General features: G+C 70.1%; 14 protein-coding genes. 1 reads left to right on the top strand and 13 read right to left on the bottom strand.

Features of this window, described 5'->3' with window-relative positions; all coding sequences use genetic code 11:
• Window positions 1-40: 40 nt before the first annotated feature.
• From carB to pyrR, 6 genes are all read right to left on the bottom strand, one after another.
• On the bottom strand, window positions 41-3,349 hold the full coding sequence (gene carB, locus EDD92_RS09300; RefSeq protein WP_123963864.1) for a carbamoyl-phosphate synthase large subunit: 3,309 nt from the start codon (window positions 3,347-3,349) through the stop codon (window positions 41-43).
• A complete protein-coding gene (gene carA / locus EDD92_RS09305; protein WP_123963865.1) occupies window positions 3,342-4,499 on the bottom strand; it encodes a glutamine-hydrolyzing carbamoyl-phosphate synthase small subunit in 1,158 nt (385 codons plus the stop codon). Before carA ends, carB begins: the two co-directional genes overlap by 8 nt.
• Window positions 4,496-5,065 carry a hypothetical protein gene (locus EDD92_RS09310; RefSeq protein WP_123963866.1) on the bottom strand — a complete coding sequence of 190 codons (570 nt, stop codon included), beginning with the start codon at window positions 5,063-5,065 and terminating at the stop codon, window positions 4,496-4,498. Before EDD92_RS09310 ends, carA begins: the two co-directional genes overlap by 4 nt.
• Window positions 5,062-6,348 (bottom strand): dihydroorotase, encoded by a 1,287-nt coding sequence (locus EDD92_RS09315; RefSeq protein WP_123963867.1) that lies wholly within the window; start codon window positions 6,346-6,348, stop codon window positions 5,062-5,064. Before EDD92_RS09315 ends, EDD92_RS09310 begins: the two co-directional genes overlap by 4 nt.
• 5 nt (window positions 6,349-6,353) lie before the next feature.
• Window positions 6,354-7,334 (bottom strand): aspartate carbamoyltransferase catalytic subunit, encoded by a 981-nt coding sequence (locus tag EDD92_RS09320; RefSeq protein WP_123963868.1) that lies wholly within the window; start codon window positions 7,332-7,334, stop codon window positions 6,354-6,356.
• 106 nt (window positions 7,335-7,440) lie between these two features.
• Window positions 7,441-8,016 carry a bifunctional pyr operon transcriptional regulator/uracil phosphoribosyltransferase PyrR gene (pyrR, locus tag EDD92_RS09325; protein ID WP_123963869.1) on the bottom strand — a complete coding sequence of 192 codons (576 nt, stop codon included), beginning with the start codon at window positions 8,014-8,016 and terminating at the stop codon, window positions 7,441-7,443.
• Window positions 8,017-8,269: 253 nt separating this feature from the next.
• On the opposite strand from pyrR, the gene bldD reads away from it, so the two are divergent.
• Entirely contained in the window at window positions 8,270-8,770 is a 501-nt protein-coding gene (gene bldD, locus EDD92_RS09330) for a transcriptional regulator BldD (protein ID WP_030946861.1), read from the top strand.
• Between the two features lie 188 nt (window positions 8,771-8,958).
• Here bldD and nusB read toward each other — a convergent pair whose 3' ends face one another.
• The 7 genes from nusB to aroC all read right to left on the bottom strand — a co-directional run bounded on the left by nusB (window position 8,959) and on the right by aroC (window position 15,287).
• Window positions 8,959-9,393 (bottom strand): transcription antitermination factor NusB, encoded by a 435-nt coding sequence (gene nusB, locus EDD92_RS09335; RefSeq protein ID WP_030946863.1) that lies wholly within the window; start codon window positions 9,391-9,393, stop codon window positions 8,959-8,961.
• 2 nt (window positions 9,394-9,395) lie between these two features.
• A complete protein-coding gene (gene efp / locus EDD92_RS09340) occupies window positions 9,396-9,962 on the bottom strand; it encodes an elongation factor P (RefSeq protein ID WP_020117452.1) in 567 nt (188 codons plus the stop codon).
• Window positions 9,963-10,175: 213 nt separating this feature from the next.
• On the bottom strand, window positions 10,176-11,282 hold the full coding sequence (locus tag EDD92_RS09345; RefSeq protein ID WP_123963870.1) for an aminopeptidase P family protein: 1,107 nt from the start codon (window positions 11,280-11,282) through the stop codon (window positions 10,176-10,178).
• 208 nt (window positions 11,283-11,490) lie between these two features.
• The gene (locus tag EDD92_RS09350; RefSeq protein ID WP_123963871.1) at window positions 11,491-12,339 is read right to left on the bottom strand and encodes a Pro-rich N-terminal domain-containing protein; all 849 of its coding nucleotides are present in this window, start codon (window positions 12,337-12,339) and stop codon (window positions 11,491-11,493) included.
• A 163-nt stretch (window positions 12,340-12,502) separates the two neighbouring features.
• Entirely contained in the window at window positions 12,503-13,594 is a 1,092-nt protein-coding gene (gene aroB, locus EDD92_RS09355; RefSeq protein ID WP_123963872.1) for a 3-dehydroquinate synthase, read from the bottom strand.
• A complete protein-coding gene (locus EDD92_RS09360; RefSeq protein WP_123963873.1) occupies window positions 13,591-14,106 on the bottom strand; it encodes a shikimate kinase in 516 nt (171 codons plus the stop codon). Before EDD92_RS09360 ends, aroB begins: the two co-directional genes overlap by 4 nt.
• The gene (gene aroC, locus EDD92_RS09365) at window positions 14,103-15,287 is read right to left on the bottom strand and encodes a chorismate synthase (protein ID WP_123963874.1); all 1,185 of its coding nucleotides are present in this window, start codon (window positions 15,285-15,287) and stop codon (window positions 14,103-14,105) included. Before aroC ends, EDD92_RS09360 begins: the two co-directional genes overlap by 4 nt.
• Window positions 15,288-15,315 lie beyond the last annotated feature (28 nt).

A 15,315-nucleotide genomic window follows, 5' to 3' on the forward strand; every position in this document is an offset into this window, starting at 1 on the left:
GAAGAGGGGGACACCGTTTCCGGTGTCCCCCTCAGGGCTGCTAGTCGCGGGCCGCGGTCAGGTGTTCCGCGTGTTCCTGGAGCGAACGGACGCCCACGTCGCCGTGGTTGAGGGCGTCGATGCCCTGGACGGCTGCGGCGAGCGCCTGGACCGTCGTCAGGCAGGGGACCGACCGCGCCACGGCCGCCGTACGGATCTCGTAACCGTCGAGGCGGCCGCCGGTGCCGTACGGGGTGTTGACGATGAGGTCGACCTCGCCGTCGTGGATGTGCTGGACGATGGTCTTCTCGCCGTTCGGACCGGTGCCCTCGGACTGCTTGCGCACGACGGTCGCGTTGATGCCGTTGCGCTTGAGGACCTCGGCGGTGCCGGAGGTGGCGAGCAGCTCGAAGCCGTGGGCGACCAGCTCGCGCGCCGGAAAGATCATCGAGCGCTTGTCGCGGTTGGCGACCGAGATGAAGGCGCGGCCCTTGGTGGGCAGCGGGCCGTACGCGCCCGCCTGCGACTTGGCGTACGCCGTGCCGAAGACGGAGTCGATGCCCATGACCTCGCCGGTGGAGCGCATCTCCGGGCCGAGGACGGTGTCGACGCCCCGGCCGTGGATGTCGCGGAAGCGGGACCACGGCATGACGGCCTCCTTGACGGAGATCGGCGCGTCGAGCGGGAGCTCGCCACCGTCGCCGTTGGCCGGAAGCAGCCCCTCCGCGCGCAGCTCGGCGATGGTCGCGCCCAGGGAGATCCGGGCGGCGGCCTTCGCCAGCGGCACCGCGGTCGCCTTCGAGGTGAAGGGGACGGTGCGGGACGCCCGCGGGTTGGCCTCGAGGACGTAGAGGATGTCGCCGGCCATCGCGAACTGGATGTTGATGAGCCCGCGGACGCCGACGCCCTTGGCGATGGCCTCGGTCGAGGCCCGCAGCCGCTTGATGTCGAAGCCGCCCAGCGTGATCGGCGGCAGTGCGCACGCCGAGTCGCCGGAGTGGATGCCGGCCTCCTCGATGTGCTCCATGACGCCGCCGAGGTAGAGCTCATGGCCGTCGTAGAGCGCGTCGACGTCGATCTCGATGGCGTCGTCGAGGAAGCGGTCGACGAGGACCGGACGGGAGGGGCTGATCTCGGTCGACTCGGCGATGTAGGACGACAGCCGGGTCTCGTCGTAGACGATCTCCATGCCGCGTCCGCCGAGCACGTACGACGGCCGCACCAGGACCGGGTAGCCGATCTCGTCGGCGATGGCCTTGGCCTCGGCGAAGGTGGTGGCCGTGCCGTGCTTGGGGGCCGGCAGGCCCGCCTCGGCGAGCACCCGCCCGAAGGCACCGCGGTCCTCGGCGGCATGGATGGCCTCGGGCGAGGTGCCCACGATCGGCACGCCGTTGTCCTTCAGCGCCTGCGAGAGGCCCAGCGGGGTCTGGCCGCCCAGCTGGACGACGACGCCCGCCACCGGACCGGCCTGCTGCTCGGCGTGGACGATCTCCAGGACGTCCTCGAGCGTCAGCGGCTCGAAGTACAGGCGGTCGGAGGTGTCGTAGTCCGTGGAGACGGTCTCCGGGTTGCAGTTGACCATCACGGTCTCGTAGCCCGCGTCGCTCAGTGCGAAGGAGGCGTGGACGCAGGAGTAGTCGAACTCGATGCCCTGGCCGATGCGGTTGGGGCCGGAGCCCAGGATGATGACCGCCGGCTTCTCGCGCTGTGCGACCTCCGTCTCCTCGTCGTAGGAGGAGTAGAAGTACGGCGTCTTGGCGGCGAACTCGGCGGCGCAGGTGTCGACCGTCTTGTAGACCGGGCGGATGCCCAGCGCGTGCCGGACCTCGCGCACGACGTCCTCGCGCAGTCCGCGGATCTCACCGATCTGCTGGTCGGAGAAGCCGTGCCGCTTGGCCTCGGCCAGCAGCTCGCGGGTCAGCTCGGGCGCCTCGGCGAGCTCGTCGGCGATCTCCTTGATGAGGAAGAGCTGGTCGACGAACCAGGGGTCGATCTTCGTGTATTCGAAGACCTCCTCCTGCGTGGCGCCGGCGCGGATGGCCTGCATGACGGTGTTGATACGGCCGTCGGTCGGGCGCACGGACTCTTCGAGGAGGAGAGCCTTGTCGCCCGGCTCGCCGACGAAGGTGAACTGGCTGCCCTTCTTCTCCAGCGAGCGCAGCGCCTTCTGGAAGGCCTCGGTGAAGTTGCGGCCGATGGCCATGGCCTCGCCGACCGACTTCATGGTGGTGGTCAGAGTGGAGTCGGCCTGCGGGAACTTCTCGAAGGCGAAACGCGGGGCCTTGACGACCACGTAGTCGAGCGTCGGCTCGAAGGAGGCCGGGGTCTCCTGCGTGATGTCGTTCGGGATCTCGTCGAGGGTGTAGCCGACGGCCAGCTTGGCCGCGATCTTGGCGATCGGGAAGCCGGTCGCCTTGGAGGCGAGCGCCGAGGACCGCGACACGCGCGGGTTCATCTCGATGACGATCACGCGGCCGTCCTCGGGGTTCACCGCGAACTGGATGTTGCAGCCGCCGGTGTCGACGCCGACCTCACGGATGACGGCGATGCCGATGTCACGGAGGATCTGGTACTCGCGGTCGGTCAGCGTCATCGCGGGCGCGACGGTGATCGAGTCTCCGGTGTGCACGCCCATGGGGTCGAAGTTCTCGATGGAGCAGACGACCACGACGTTGTCGTGCTTGTCGCGCATCAGCTCCAGCTCGTACTCCTTCCAGCCGAGGATGGACTCCTCGAGGAGCACCTCGGTGGTCGGCGAGAGCGTGAGGCCCTGGCCTGCGATGCGGCGCAGCTCCTCCTCGTCGTGCGCGAAGCCGGAACCGGCGCCGCCCATGGTGAAGGACGGTCGGACGACGACCGGGTAGCCGCCGAGCGTCTCGACGCCCTTGAGGACGTCGTCCATGGAGTGGCAGATGACCGAGCGGGCGGACTCGCCGTGGCCGATCTTCTGGCGGACGGCCTCGACGACCACCTTGAAGAGGTCGCGGTCCTCGCCCTTGTTGATGGCCTCGACGTTGGCGCCGATCAGCTCGACGCCGTACTTGTCGAGAGTGCCGGCCTCGTGCAGCGAGATGGCCGTGTTGAGGGCCGTCTGGCCGCCCAGGGTGGGCAGGAGCGCGTCGGGGCGCTCCTTGGCGATGATCTTCTCGACGAACTCCGGGGTGATCGGCTCGACGTACGTGGCGTCGGCGATCTCCGGGTCGGTCATGATCGTCGCCGGGTTGGAGTTGACGAGGATGACCCGCAGGCCTTCGGCGCGCAGGATGCGGCACGCCTGGGTGCCGGAGTAGTCGAACTCGGCGGCCTGGCCGATGACGATCGGGCCGGAGCCGATGACCAGGACGGACTGGATATCGGTGCGCTTAGGCACGCTGGCCCTCCATCAGTGCTGTGCTCATCAAAGAGGTGAAGCGGTCGAACAGGTAGGCGGCGTCGTGCGGGCCCGCTGCCGCTTCGGGGTGGTACTGGACGCTGAAGGCGGGCTGGTCGAGGAGCTGCAGGCCCTCCACCACGTTGTCGTTGAGGCAGACGTGGGAGACCTCGGCGCGGCCGTAGGGGGTGTCGGAGACCTTGTCGAGCGGGGCGTCGACGGCGAAGCCGTGGTTGTGCGCCGTGACCTCGACCTTGCCGGTCGTACGGTCCTGCACCGGCTGGTTGATGCCGCGGTGGCCGTACTTGAGCTTGTAGGTGCCGAATCCGAGCGCGCGGCCCAGGATCTGGTTGCCGAAGCAGATGCCGAAGAGCGGGGTCTTGCGCTCCAGCACGCCCTGCATGACGGAGACGGGGTGGTCGGCGGTGGCCGGGTCACCTGGGCCGTTGGAGAAGAAGACACCGTCGGGGTTGACGGCGTACACGTCCTCGACGGTTGCCGTGGCGGGCAGCACGTGCACCTCGATGCCGCGCTCGGCCATGCGGTGCGGGGTCATGCCCTTGATGCCGAGGTCGACGGCGGCGACGGTGAACTTCTTCTCGCCGATCGCCGGAACGACGTACGCCTCCTTGGTGGCGACCTCCGCGGAGAGGTTGGCGCCCTTCATCTCGGGGGCCTGGCGGACCTCGGCGAGCATGGTGCCCTCGTCGGGCAGCGCGTTGCCGGAGAAGATGCCGACGCGCATGGCGCCGCGCTCGCGCAGATGACGCGTCAGCGCGCGCGTGTCGATGCCGGAGATGCCGACGACGCCCTGGTGGCGCAGTTCGTCGTCGAGCGAGCGACGGGAGCGCCAGTTGGACGGCACGCGCGCGGGGTCGCGCACGACGTATCCGGCGACCCAGATCTGCTTGCTCTCCGGGTCCTCATCGTTGACGCCGGTGTTGCCGACGTGCGGGGCGGTCATCACGACGACCTGGCGGTGGTACGAGGGGTCGGTCAGGGTCTCCTGGTAGCCGGTCATGCCGGTCGAGAAGACCGCCTCGCCGAAGGTCACCCCCACGGCCCCGTAGGCGCGACCGCGGAACATCCGGCCGTCCTCCAGGACGAGTACGGCGGGAACCTTGGCGGCTCCCCTGGTGGAGGTTGTCATCGTGCGCCTTCCGTCTTGTTGATCATGTGGTTCAGGGTCTCGGCCCACTCGGTGTGCTCGGCCGCACGGTCGGAGCGGAACCCGGAGTCGATCAGCCGCTCACCGTGTGCCCAGGTCACCACGAGCATCCCGCCCTCGGTCAGCACCTTGCCGGCGATGCCCTTGTCGAGCCGGGCCTCGCGCAGCTGCTCCGCCGGGACGAAGAAGTCGGTCGCACCGGGGCGTACGACATCCAGTCCCGCGTCGGTCAGCGTGAGCTCGACCCGGCTGCGGGTGCCGAGGCCGTGCGCCACGATGCGGTCGAGCCACTGCCCGGCGGTGGTGGAGCCGTGATAGCGGCCGCTCATCGTCAGTCTCGCCTCGCCCGGCTCGTCCGGCGCGCTGGGCAGCTCCGGCAGGTCACCCTGGAGCGTGCCGCGCCACTTCCAGCCCTCGCGCATCAGCCAGTAGACGAGCGCGACGAAGAGCGCGAGCCCGACGAGCCAGCCGATGCGTCCGGCCCAGTCGGTGACCTCGGCCGACTTCTTCTCGGCGGCCAGATACGTCAGATGCTGCAGAGGTGTCACGTGAGCTTCCCGTCGACGAGCGTGGCCTTGCCCCGGAGCCACGTGTGCGTGACACGGCCCGGCAGCTCACGCCCCTCGTACGGAGTGTTGCGGCTGCGCGAGGCGAAGCCCGTGGGGTCCACGGACCCACGGTATTCCGTGTCGACGAGCGTGAGGTTGGCGGGCTCACCAGCCGAGACGGGACGCCCGTGCCCCGTGGCCTGCCCGATCTGCGCGGGCTTGAAGGACATACGGTCGGCGACCCCGGCCCAGTTGATCAGCCCGGTCTCCACCATGGTCTCCTGCACCACTGACAACGCGGTCTCCAGGCCGACCATCCCCATGGCGGCCGCGGCCCACTCGCAGTCCTTGTCCTCGTGCGGGTGCGGGGCGTGGTCGGTGGCGACGATGTCGATCGTGCCGTCGGCGAGCGCCTCACGCAGGGCGATCACGTCCCGCTCGGTGCGCAGCGGCGGGTTCACCTTGTAGACCGGGTTGTACGTCCGCACCAGTTCGTCGGTGAGGAGCAGGTGATGCGGGGTGACCTCGGCGGTGACGTCGATGCCGCGGGACTTGGCCCAGCGGACGATCTCGACGGACCCTGCGGTCGACAGGTGGCAGATGTGGACGCGGGAGCCGACGTGCTCGGCGAGCAGGACATCCCGGGCGATGATCGATTCTTCGGCCACCGCCGGCCAGCCGCCGAGCCCCAGCTCGGCGGAGACGATCCCCTCGTTCATCTGGGCGCCCTCGGTCAGCCGCGGCTCCTGCGCGTGCTGGGCGACCACCCCGCCGAAGGCCTTCACGTACTCCAGCGCGCGCCGCATGATCACGGCATCGTCGACGCACTTGCCGTCGTCGGAGAAGACCGTGACACCGGCGGCCGACTCGTGCATGGCGCCCAGCTCGGCGAGCTTCTTGCCCTCCAGGCCGACGGTGACGGCGCCGATGGGCTGCACATCGCAGTAGCCGTGCTCCCGGCCCAGTCGCCAGACCTGCTCGACCACACCGGCGGTGTCGGCGACCGGGAAGGTGTTGGCCATGGCGAAGACGGCCGTGTAGCCACCGCTCGCCGCCGCACGCGTGCCGGTCAGCACGGTCTCGGAGTCCTCGCGCCCGGGCTCGCGCAGATGGGTGTGCAGGTCGACGAGCCCCGGCAGCAGCACCTTGCCGGCCGCCTCGACGACCTCGGCACCCTCGTCACTCAGACCGACGCCCACCTCGGCGATCGTCCCGCCGTCGATCAGCACGTCCTGCGGCTCGCCGCCGAGCACCTTCGCACCACGGATCAGGATCTTGCTCATGGGTCTTACTTCTCCTCGGTGGTACGGGCGTGGGTGACGGCGGGCTCGTTGCCGCCCAGGAGCAGGTACAGGACGGCCATCCGGATGGAGACTCCGTTTGCGACCTGCTCCACGACAGTGCAGCGCTCCGAGTCGGCGACCTCGGCGGTGATCTCCATGCCGCGGACCATCGGGCCCGGGTGCATCACGATGGCGTGCTCGGGCATCCGCGCCATGCGGTCGCCGTCGAGGCCGTAGCGCCGCGAGTACTCGCGCTCGGTCGGGAAGAACGCGGCGTTCATACGCTCGCGCTGCACACGCAGCATCATCACCGCGTCGGACTTGGGCAGTACGGCGTCCAGGTCGTACGACACCTCGCAGGGCCAGCGCTCGACGCCGACCGGCACGAGCGTGGGCGGCGCGACGAGGGTGACCTCGGCGCCCAGCGTGTGCAGCAGGTCGACGTTGGAGCGGGCGACCCGGCTGTGCAGCACGTCGCCGACGATCGTGATCCGCTTGCCGGACAGGTCCTGCCCTATCCCGGCGTCCCGGCCGACGAGGCGGCGGCGCATGGTGAACGCGTCGAGCAGGGCCTGGGTGGGGTGCTGGTGGGTGCCGTCGCCGGCGTTGATGACGGCCGCGTCGATCCAGCCGGAGGTGGCGAGGCGGTAGGGCGCACCGGAGGCACCGTGCCGGATGACCACGGCGTCGACGCCCATGGCCTCGAGGGTCTGGGCGGTGTCCTTCAGGGACTCGCCCTTGGAGACGCTCGACCCCTTGGCGGTGAAGTTGATGACGTCCGCGGACAGGCGCTTCTCGGCGGCTTCGAAGGAGATACGCGTACGCGTGGAGTCCTCGAAGAAGAGGTTCACGACGGTACGGCCGCGCAGGGTCGGCAGTTTCTTGATCGGCCGGTCGGCGACCCGGGCCATCTCCTCGGCGGTGTCGAGGATCAGGACGGCGTCGTCGCGGGTGAGGTCGGCGGCCGAGATGAGATGACGCTGCATCTTTCAGGCTCCGTAAGGCAGTTCAGGTCGGGAGAATTCGGGCGGCACGCACGCGCGTGGAGGCGCGCCGAGCGGGCGTAGGGCAGAGCCGTACGCCTTGTGCGTGCTACGGGGTCTGCTTCGCACCGAGCAGCACGGTGTCGCGACCGTCCTCCTCGGCGAGCTGGACCTTGACCGTCTCCCGCAGCGACGTGGGGAGGTTCTTGCCGACGTAGTCGGCGCGGATGGGCAGTTCGCGGTGGCCGCGGTCGACGAGGACCGCGAGCTGCACGGCGCGCGGACGTCCGATGTCGTTCAGGGCGTCGAGGGCGGCGCGGATGGTGCGGCCGGAGAACAGCACGTCGTCGACGAGGACGACCAGGCGGCCGTCGATGCCGTCACCGGGGATCTCGGTACGGGCCAGCGCACGCGGCGGATGCATGCGCAGGTCGTCGCGGTACATGGTGATGTCGAGCGAACCGATCGGGATCTTCCGGTCGGTGATCTCCTCGAGCTTGGCGGCGAGCCGCTGGGCGAGGAAGACCCCTCGGGTCGGAATGCCGAGGAGCACCACGTCGTCGGCGCCCTTGGCACGCTCGACGATCTCGTGGGCGATACGGGTCAAAACCCGCGCGATGTCGGGGCCTTCGAGAACCGGCCGCGCATCGGACGCCGGAATTCCGGATGTGTCCTGCTTGTCCATACGAAACGGACCCCCTTCTCCGCCTCACGGGACGGACCTTAAAGGACGTCGGATTTGCGCCATCCACGGTAGCAGGCCCCGACGACGCCCCTGATCACCCCCATGGCGTAATCAGCCACGGCGGCCACGGAAGCGTCGGTGTGGACCATTCGGCTTGACGCACAAGAGTCACGCTGCGTAACCTCACAGTGAGTTACCAGACGCGCGGCTCGGAACCTCTGCAGCCGCGTCGACACAGTGTCCGGGGAGCTATATGTCCAGCGAATACGCCAAACAGCTCGGGGCCAAGCTCCGGGCCATCCGCACCCAGCAGGGCCTTTCCCTTCACGGTGTCGAGGAGAAGAGTCAGGGCCGCTGGAAGGCGGTCGTGGTCGGTTCGTACGAGCGCGGCGACCGTGCCGTGACCGTACAGCGCCTCGCCGAACTGGCGGATTTCTATGGGGTCCCCGTGCAGGAGCTGCTGCCGGGCACCACCCCGGGCGGCGCCGCCGAGCCGCCGCCGAAGCTGGTCCTGGACCTGGAGCGGCTGGCGACCGTGCCGGCCGAGAAGGCGGGCCCGCTGCAGCGCTATGCGGCGACGATCCAGTCGCAGCGCGGTGACTACAACGGCAAGGTGCTGTCGATCCGCCAGGACGACCTGCGCACACTCGCCGTCATCTACGACCAGTCCCCGTCGGTCCTCACCGAGCAGCTGATCAGCTGGGGCGTGCTGGACGCGGACGCGCGTCGCGCGGTTGCCCACGAAGAGGTCTGACTCGCCTGACTGCTCTGAGCAGAAACGTGCCGCCGGGGTGGCCGGAACTTCACGGTTCCGGCCACCCCGGCGGCTTTCTGCGGCCTTGGGGGGCCTCACCGGTACGGGAACGCCAGGGGGCCCGCAGCAGTGACGCTGCGGGCCCCCTGGCGATGTCTGCCTCTTACGACCTGGGGTGCAACAGGTCGTTACGCCTCGTCCCGGCGCAGTGAGGGCTTCAGCTCCTTGAGCCGGCCCAGCAGGCCGTTGACGAACGCGGGCGACTCGTCCGTGGAGAACTCCTTCGCCAGCTGCACCATCTCGTCCAGCACGACGGCGTCCGGGATCTCGTCGGCCCAGATCAGCTCGTAGGCACCGAGGCGCAGGACGTTGCGGTCCACCACCGGCATCCGGTCGAGCGTCCAGCCGACCGAGTACTGCGCGATCAGCTCGTCGATGCGCTTCGCGTGCTTCGCGTAGCCCTCGACCAGCTGCATCGTGTACTCGCTCACCGGCGGCTGCCGGGTGTCGTCCCGGGAGAGCCGGATCCAGTCCGCGAGGACCGTCAGGACGTCGGCGCCGCGCTGGTCGCCCTCGAAGAGGATCTGGAAGGCGCGCTTGCGGGCCGTGTTGCGGGCAGCCACGGTTAGCTGTTCACCCGGCCGAGGTAGTCGCTCGTACGGGTGTCGACCTTGATCTTCTCACCGGTGGTGATGAAGAGCGGCACCTGGATCTGGTGGCCGGTCTCCAGCGTGGCGGGCTTGGTGCCGCCGGTGGAGCGGTCACCCTGCAGGCCCGGCTCGGTCTCCTGGACGACGAGCTCGACGGCGGCCGGCAGCTCGACGAAGAGCACCTCGCCCTCGTGCTGCGCCACGGTGGCCGTGAAGCCCTCGATGAGGAAGTTGGCGGCGTCGCCGACAGCCTTGCGGTCGACCATCAGCTGGTCGTAGGTCTCCATGTCCATGAAGACGAAGTACTCGCCGTCCATGTACGAGAACTGCATGTCGCGCTTGTCGACAGTGGCCGTCTCGACCTTGACGCCGGCGTTGAACGTCTTGTCGACGACCTTGCCGGAGAGCACGTTCTTCAGCTTGGTGCGCACGAAGGCCGGGCCCTTGCCGGGCTTGACGTGCTGGAACTCGACGACGGACCAGAGCTGGCCGCCTTCGAGCTTGAGCACCAGGCCGTTCTTGAGGTCGTTCGTGGAAGCCACGGTTGCGGAATCTCCTGGACTGACGTGGACGACCCCGGCGCACGCACCTGCCGGCGGCGCCAGGGAAGGCCGGGTGCGTTCCCGCGTCGTTCGGTGCGTGCTCTCGGTGTGCCGGGTGGAGGTCCTCGTAGCGGAGCTACTAGGGCCTTCGGCCGGTGCAGCGAGAGTGCGTGCCGGGCGTCGTGGGGACGTGCCTGGTCTTCCCTGGGGTCGCTAGAGTGCGAGCAGCTCCTTGGTCGTGATGGTGAGTAGCTCGGGTCCGCCGTCCGCCTCGGGGCGGACGACGAGCGTGTCATCGATCCGGACGCCGCCCCGGCCCGGGAGGTGGACCCCCGGTTCGACGGTGACCGGCACGCAAGCGTCCAGTTTACCCATGGCCGCAGGGGCCAGCTGCGGGTCCTCGTCGATTTCGAGCCCCACACCGTGCCCCGTCAGCGCCGGGAGCCCCTCCGTGTACCCCGCGGAGTCCAGCACCTGACGTGCGGCGCGGTCCACATCGCGGCAGGCCGCGCCGGGCACCAGCGACTCCCGTCCGGCGCGCTGAGCGGCGAAGACGAGGTCGTACAGCTCGATCTGCCAGTCCGCTGGAGACGTGCCGATGACGAAGGTACGCCCGATCTCACAGCGGTAGCCGCGGTAGGCGGCGCCCAGACAGACGGAGAGGAAGTCGCCCTCCTCGACACGGCGGTCGGTGGGCCGGTGGGCACGTCTGCCGGCGTTGGGGCCGGTGGCGACGGAGGTCGGGAAGGCGGGACCGTCCGCGCCGTGGTCGACGAGACGGCGCTCCAGCTCGAGCGCGAGATGCCGTTCCGTGCGGCCGACGAGGATGGACTCCAGGAGCTCACCGAGGGCCTGATCGGCGATTTCGGCACCGATGCGGAGGCAGGAGATCTCCTCCTCGTCCTTGACGACCCGGAGCTGCTCCACGGCTCCGCCAAGGTCGGTCAGGCGCAGCCGTGGGACGACCGAGCGGATCTCCCGGTGCCGGGCCACGGTGAGGTGGTGTTCCTCCACGGCGAGGGTGTCGGCGCGCTGGCCTTCGGCGAGGTCGGCGGCGGCCACCGCGGGATCGCCCGCGCTGCCGGGCAGGGTCTGCACGCGCAGCGCCTCGTCAGGCCGGCCCTCGGCGGGTCGCTCCTCCGGCGGGCCGGGGCAGAGCAGCAGGTCGTCGGTCTTGCCCAGGAGCAGGACAGCGCCCCGCGGGGCGGTGCCCGCGAGGTAGCGGACATTGGCGGGGCGGGAGATCAGCGCGGACTGGCTGCCGCCGGCCTTGCAGCGGTCTCTCAGCCTTGCTCGGCGCAGTGCGTACACCTCTGACATGAGATGAGCGTAGGAGCGGTGGGGGATTTGTGCCGGTTGGGGTGCCGATTGGGGGATGGGGGTGCCGCTTGATGTTGAGTGCCCGGCGCGGGTCTGTGGGGGCTGGTCGCGCCCACGCGGCGGAGCCGCACATCGATACGGCCCCGCGCCCCTGAAACCGTGCAGGCCCCAGCGGATGGCAGCCAAAGAGCCCTGCAGTCCGCTGCCGTTACCAGTTCGGGGGGCTGGCGATGGAACGTGCCAGTACGTCGTCCAGGACCCTCGCCGTCTGGGGGACGTCCAGTTGGCTGTTGTCGATGATCGGGAGGCCCGAGCCGTACCAGCCCGCCATGCGGCCGTGGATGCGGGCGACCTCCTCGTCGGTGAGGCGGCGGTTGCCCGAGCGTTCCGCGTTGCGTTCCAGGACGATCTCCAGGCCGGGGAGGAGGACCACCGGGAGGAGGCCGGGTCCCACATGGCGCTTCCAGCCGCCGAGGCCGACGACCGGACGGTCGGGGAAGACGGCGTCGTCCAGGATGCAGGAGATGCCGTTGGCCAGGAAGTTCCGGGCGGCGAAGCCGCAGGTGCGGCGGGCCAGGCGGTACTGCGCCTCCGAGTGGTCGTTCCACCCGGACTGCGGGTCGGCGAAGCCGGAGCGGACCCATTCACGCACGTCGTCGAGGCTGATGTGGGCGGTGGGGACGCGGCGGTGGTCCGCCCAGTACTTGGCGACGCTCGTCTTGCCGGCGCCCGCGGGGCCGATGAGCAGCACCGCGAGGGTCGTGGCGGTGGGGTCGGGCGCTGTCGTCGCGGGCGGTGCGCTGGGCATCGCGACGGGGCCGCCGGGGGGCAGCGGGACATGGCCGGTGGTGTCCGGCGGCGGCGGGGGCGGGGCGTGCTGCGGTGCGGGCGCCTGGGGGTAGCCCGGTGCCGGGGGCGGCGGGGGCACGGGGATGGGGCCCTGGTGCGGGCCCGCCTGGTGCGGACCCGGCTGGTGTGCGGCCGGCGACCAGCCTCCGGCCGGTCCGTGCCCCGGCTGATGGGGCGGCGGCAGCGGAGAACCCACTGCGTGCTGCATCCGGTGCCACTCCGTCTCGTACAGGCAATTGGCGCTGGCAGCGGGCCCGGAGCCCGCTCCTTACCGAACGGTACCTGCCCCGGCCGCCGTTTGGTGAACGGCCGGGGACGGCCCGAAGTGCCCATGTCCGTAAGGCAAATCGGACGGATGACACACCGGTGGACTACTCGCCCACTTCGCCGTACGCGGCCAGCAGGACGGCCGGGTCGGGGCTTTCCAGGACGGTCGGCTTGGCCAGGCCGTCCAGGACGATGAAGCGCAGCAGGTCGCCGCGGGACTTCTTGTCGACCTTCATCGCCTCCAGCAGCTTGGGCCACTGGTCGTAGCGGTAGTGGAGAGGGAGACCGACCGATTCGAGGACCGTGCGGTGGCGATCGGCCGTGGCGTCGTCCAACCTGCCCGCGAGACGGCCGAGTTCGGCGGCGAAGTGCATGCCGACCGAGACCGCGGCGCCGTGCCGCCACTTGTAGCGCTCGTTCTTCTCGATGGCGTGGCCCAGGGTGTGCCCGTAGTTGAGGATCTCCCTGAGGCCAGCCTCCTTCAGGTCGGACGAGACGACCTCGGCCTTGACCCGGATGGAGCGTTCGATGAGCTCGGCGGTGTGCGGGCCCGCCGGGGTGCGGGCGGCCTGCGGGTCGGCCTCGATCAGCTCCAGGATCTGCGGGTCGGCGATGAAACCGGCCTTGATGATCTCGGCGAGCCCGGAGACGTAGTCGTTGACCGGCAGGGAGTCCAGAGCCGCCAGGTCGCACAGCACACCGGCGGGCGGGTGGAAGGCGCCGACGAGGTTCTTGCCCTCGGCGGTGTTGATGCCGGTCTTGCCGCCGACCGCGGCGTCCACCATGGCCAGCACGGTGGTCGGGATCGCGATCCAGCGCACCCCGCGCAGCCAGGTGGCGGCCACGAACCCTGCGAGGTCCGTGGTGGCGCCGCCGCCGACGCCGACGATGACGTCGGTGCGGGTGAACCCGGACTGGCCGAGCGCCTTCCAGCAGTAGGCGGCGACCTCAGCGGTCTTGGCCTCCTCCGCGTTCGGCACCTGGATGGCGACGGCCTCGAAGCCCTGCCCGGCCAGGTCGGCACGGAGCGCGTCACCGGTCTCGGCGAGCGCCTCGGGGTGGACGACGGCGACCCGCTTGGCCTTGTCGCCGATCAACCCGCGCAGTTCGCCGAGCAGTTGACGCCCCACCAGGACCTCGTACGGTTCGCTGCCCGCGCTACCGCCGACCTGGATCCGGGTGACTGCCTCGCTCATGCTTCTTTCAACTCCAGTGCGTCCAGGGCGACTTGGGTGACTTCTTCGGGCGTACGGCCGTCGGTGGCCACGACCGCCGTGGCCACCGACTCGTACAGCGACCGCCGTGCCTCCATCAGATCGCGCCACTGCTTGCGCGGGTTGACCGCGAGCAGCGGCCGGGCCGCGTTCAACCCGGTGCGCTTGACGGCCTCTTCGACGTCCATCGAGAGGTAGACCACGCGCTGCCCGGCCAGCAGCGCCCGCGTGTCCGCGTCCAGGATCGAGCCGCCGCCCAGGGCGAGGACGCCGTCGTGCTCGGCCAGCGCCTTGTGCACGGCGGCCTTCTCGATCGCCCGGAAGGCCGGCTCGCCCTCGTCGACGAAGATCTCAGCGATCGTGCGGCCCTGCTCGGCCACGATGTCGTCGTCGGTGTCGCGGTAGCCGACCCCGAGCCGCTCGGCCAGCAATCTGCCGACGGTGGACTTGCCCACACCCATCGGACCGACCAGCACCACCTGCACAGCACTCACCGGATGGCCAGGTTGTCGAGGTAGGACTGCACATTGCGGCGGGTCTCGGGCACGCTGTCGCCGCCGAACTTCTCCGCCACCGCATCCGCCAGCACCAGCGCCACCATCGCCTCCGCGACGATGCCGGCCGCCGGCACCGCGGACACGTCCGAGCGCTGGTGGTGCGCCTGCGTCGCCTCACCGGTGCTCACGTCGACGGTCTGCAGGGCGCGCGGCACGGTCGCGATCGGCTTCATCGCCGCCCGCACCCGCAGCAGCTCACCCGTCGACAGGCCGCCCTCGGTGCCGCCGGAGCGGCCCGACGTGCGCTTGATGCCCTCGGGCGTGCCCACGATCTCGTCGTGCGCCTTGGAGCCAGGCACCCGGGCCAGCTCGAAGCCGTCACCGAGCTCCACACCCTTGATGGCCTGGATGCCCATCAGCGCACCGGCGAGGCGGGCGTCCAGCTTGCGGTCCCAGTGCACGTGCGAGCCCAGGCCCACCGGTACCCCGTAGGCCAGGATCTCCACCACACCGCCCAGGGTGTCGCCGTCCTTGTGGGCCTGGTCGACCTCCGCGACCATCGCCTTCGACGCGTCCGCGTCCAGGCAGCGCAGCGGGTCCGCGTCCAGCTTCTCGACGTCGGACGGGGTGGGGTAGACACCCTGCGGGGCCTTGACGGAGCACAGCTCGACGACGTGGCTGACGATCTCGATACCGGCCGTCTCCTTCAGGTACGACCGGGCCACCGCGCCCAGCGCCACCCGGGCCGCCGTCTCACGCGCCGAGGCGCGCTCCAGGATCGGTCGGGCCTCGTCGAAGCCGTACTTCTGCATGCCCGCGAGATCCGCATGGCCGGGGCGCGGGCGGGTCAGCGGGGCGTTGCGGGCCAGCCCGGCGAGGATCTCCGGGTCGATGGGGTCGGCCGCCATGACCTGCTCCCACTTGGGCCACTCGGTATTGCCCACCATGATCGCGACCGGGGAGCCGAGGGTGAGACCGTGCCGCACACCGCCGAGGAAGGTGACCTCGTCGCGCTCGAACTTCATGCGCGCACCGCGTCCATAACCGAGCCGGCGCCTGGCCAGGTGGTCCGCCACCATCTCCGTGGTGATCGGCACACCGGCGGGAAGACCCTCCAGCGTCGCCACGAGTGCGGGACCGTGGGACTCCCCCGCGGTCAGCCAGCGCAACCTGCTCAACGGTGCTCCTCAGTGCTCGCGCCCTGGT

The sequence above is a fragment of the Streptomyces sp. TLI_185 genome, from assembly GCF_003814765.1.
In the GTDB taxonomy this organism is placed as follows: domain Bacteria; phylum Actinomycetota; class Actinomycetes; order Streptomycetales; family Streptomycetaceae; genus Streptomyces.